We start from the raw sequence: 3,421 nt of genomic DNA on the forward strand, positions 1-3,421 counted from the left end.
GGCCCGCCGTAACGACGAGGGGCGTCTGGGAGACATGCGCATTCAACAGATTCCCCATACCATGGCCGAGGCCACCGGCGGTATGGAGATTCAGGAAGCCCGGCTTGCCAGCGGCCTGTGCGTAGCCATCGGCCATGGCCACGGCGCTCGCTTCCTGCAGGGCGAGGATATAGCGGATATCCGGACGACGCAGCAGGCTGTCCATCAGCGGCAACTCGGTGGTTCCGGGATTGCCAAAGATATACTCGACCCCTTCACTGGCGAGAATTTCGAGCAGGATATCCGCACCGCTGCGGGCTTCGAGGGCGCTTGTTCTGGCAAAGCTAGCTGTCATGGTCTGGATCCTGTGGAGAGGCGTTTCGTTCGGGGAGCGCCTCAAGTCTGGAATGTCCCGCTGACCGCACGGTATCATGCTTAACGCTGATAAAAATTGCGTTTTCATGGAGATTAATCCCATGAATATGCATAAGTTATGCGCTAAAACCTGATAGGGTGAGATGCTGATGCTCGAAGATCTGGACGCGATCGACCGCCATTTGCTGCAGCTTCTGCAAAAGGATGCGTCGCGATCCACGGCGGAGCTGGCTGAGGCGGTCGGGCTGTCACAGGCACCATGCTGGCGGCGCATCCAGCGGCTCAAGGATGCCGGGATCTTGCAGAAACAGGTCTATCTGGTGGATCGGAGGAAGATCGGGCTGAATGCCCAGCTTTACGCGCTGGTGAAGCTGACGGCCCATGCGCGCGCCAATCTGGCGGCGTTCGAAGAGGCTATCCGTGAATTTCCCGAGGTACAGGATTGCTATGTGCTGTTGGGTTCGGTCGATTTCATCCTGCGTATCGTGACGCGCGATATCGAATCCTATGAACAGTTCTTCCTGAAAAGGCTGGCCCTGATCCCAGGCATTCAGGAGGTCAATTCCATGGTTGCGCTGTCGGAAATCAAGCATACGCTTGAACTCCCCATTGAGCGCCTTACCCCCAGCTAGCGGGATGCGGGGAGATCTATGTCCATCCGGTCGGTGGCCAGGCCAGAGCCCCGAGCAGCCGCACCGGCAGCGAGGCCGCAACGACAAACAGTGAAATGGTCGGCGCGCACAAGCCGGACAATGGATTGCTATGTCCGGGTCGAGTGGCCGAGAAATCGAGCTTGCCCTGCCCCGGGTCGGATAAGTCCGGGATTGTCCAATGGGCAATACCCTTGGATAGCGTGTGCAACAGACCCGCCGCCTGTTTGACGGTCTTTAGGTTGAGCCCTCAACCTCCCGGCGGTGCTGCTATAGGTGACCCTCGGACGGCTCCGATAAGAATCGCCACGGGCGCGTGGCTCGAACGGGATTCTCGCCGATCAGCAGGGCACCCATGAACCAAAAAATCGGGATCAAAGGGGCCAACGCCCCTTTGCGGGTTTCAGGGCAGAGCCCTGAACCTTTTTACCAGCAGCAAAATCCCCCATCCACCAGAAGATCGACCCCGGTGCAGAAGGACGCAGCGCGAGAAGAGAGGAAAATTGCCGGTCCGACCATCTCGCGCGGTGCAGCGATGCGGTTCATGGGGGTGTCGTTTTCGAAGACCTTCACACGCTCTGCCCATTCGGGGCGGGTATTCATGGGGGTGGCGGTATAGCCTGGGCTGATGGTGTTCACACGGATGCCGCGCGTGGCCCATTCCATGGCCAGGCTTTTGCTGAGATGGATGACGGCGGCCTTGGAGGCATTGTAATGGGCCTGCATCAACCCGCGATTGACGATCACGCCCGACATCGAAGCAATATTGACGATCGACCCGCGGCCATTGGCCAACATGGCGCGCCCTTCTGCCTGAGAGGAGAGGAAGACGCCGGTCGTGTTGATATCGAGCACGCGCTGCCACTGGTCGCGGTCCATTTCCTCGGCAGGGGCGGCATTGGCAATTCCTGCGGCGTTGACGGCAACCGAGAGCAGGCCGAGCTCGGACTGGGTTGCTGCGATAGCATCGGCCAGGCTGGTTTCGTCGGTGGCATCGCCGGTGCAGACCAGGGCGGCGCGCTTGAGGCCGCGAATACGGTCGGCGGTCTCATCAAGTCCCTTGCGTGAGCCGGGAAGGTCGAAACAGGCGACCGAGGCGCCAGCCTCGGCGAGGCCGATGGCAATCTGCTGGCCGATGCCGCTGCCTGCGCCGGTCACGAAGGCGATGTCGCCGGAGAGATCGAAAAGATCCATGGAGATATCCAGTCTGAGTGAGGGCGGCGATTTCGTGATCCGCCCTGTGAAAAAGGAAGATCAGGCCTTGGCGCGAGCGGCGTGACGGGCAAGAAGCGCTTCTGCACGGGCAACCACATTGTCAGTCGTGAAGCCAAAATGACGGAAGAGATCCTCGGCAGGGCCGGACTCGCCAAAGCCTGTCATGCCGATCACGTCGCCATCGAGCCCGACATAGCGCGCCCAGTAGAGGGTGCTGGCGGCTTCGATGGCGATACGGGCGCGCATGCCGTCGGGCAGAACGCTCTCACGATAGCCTGCATCCTGCGCATCGAAGGTTTCGGGTGAGGGCATGGAAACGACGCGTACGGCGATGTTGCGCGCACGCAGGGCCCGAGCGGAGTCGAGGGCCAGGGTCATTTCCGAGCCAGTGGCGATCAGGATCAGATCCGGTGTGCCCGCGCAGTCGGAGAGGATATAGCCACCGCGCCAGGCATCGCGCAGCTGCGAAGCAGTGCGTTCCTGCTGTTTGAGCGGCAGGCGCGACAGTGAGAAGGCGGTGGGGCCATCGAGACGTTCGAGCGCACTGACCCAGGCAATGGCGGTTTCCACTTGGTCGCAGGGACGCCAGGTGACCATGTTCGGGGTCTGACGCAGCGAGGCCAGTTGTTCCACAGGCTGGTGGGTAGGGCCGTCTTCGCCCAGTCCGATGGAGTCATGGGTGTAGACCAGCACCTGACGCTGCTTCATCAGCGCGGCCATACGCACGGCATTACGCGCATATTCCATGAACATCAGGAAGGTGGCGGTGTAGGGCATGAGACCGCCATGCAGCGCGATGCCGTTGGCCATGGCGACCATGCCGAATTCGCGCACACCGTAATCGACATAATTTCCGGCAGGGTCGAAGCAGACCGAGGAAGAGCCGGACCAGCGCGTCAGGCAACTCGGTGTGATATCGGCGCAGCCTCCAAACATCTCAGGTAGATGGGGGGCGAAAGCCTCGATGGCATTCTGCGAGGCCTTGCGGGACGCGATGTCTTTCGGTGCGGCCTGGAGTGCGGCGACGAAATCGCGAGAAAGCTTGTCCCAGCCCTGAGGAAAAGCCCTGTTCTGGCGACGGATAAATTCGGCGGCCAGCTCGGGATATTCGTCGCGATAACGCGTGAACAGATCATTCCAGGCAGATTCAGCCGCCGCGCCCGCCGGGCGGTGATCCCAGTCAAGGGCGATAGCCTCGGGGA

The 3,421-nt window shown here is 61.0% G+C and carries 4 protein-coding genes; 1 reads left to right on the forward strand and 3 read right to left on the reverse strand.

Going from position 1 to position 3,421, the window contains the following annotated elements; genetic code table 11:
- On the reverse strand, positions 1-334 hold a 334-nt coding region (locus tag C0V97_RS17230), incomplete at its 3' end, for a thiamine pyrophosphate-binding protein (protein ID WP_255424195.1).
- A gap of 169 nt (positions 335-503) precedes the next feature.
- Between C0V97_RS17230 and C0V97_RS17235 the strand changes: the two genes are divergently transcribed.
- Complete coding sequence (locus C0V97_RS17235; RefSeq protein ID WP_127103322.1) at positions 504-986, forward strand: Lrp/AsnC family transcriptional regulator; 483 nt, start codon at positions 504-506, stop codon at positions 984-986.
- 444 nt (positions 987-1,430) lie between these two features.
- Here the strand turns inward: C0V97_RS17235 and C0V97_RS17240 are convergent, their stop codons facing one another.
- Complete coding sequence (locus tag C0V97_RS17240; protein ID WP_127103290.1) at positions 1,431-2,198, reverse strand: SDR family oxidoreductase; 768 nt, start codon at positions 2,196-2,198, stop codon at positions 1,431-1,433.
- 60 nt (positions 2,199-2,258) lie between these two features.
- The coding region (locus C0V97_RS17245) for a transketolase-like TK C-terminal-containing protein (protein ID WP_305007245.1) at positions 2,259-3,421 on the reverse strand (1,163 nt) is incomplete at its 5' end.

It is taken from the genome of Asaia sp. W19 (genome assembly GCF_003994335.1).
Classification (GTDB): Bacteria; Pseudomonadota; Alphaproteobacteria; order Acetobacterales; family Acetobacteraceae; genus Asaia.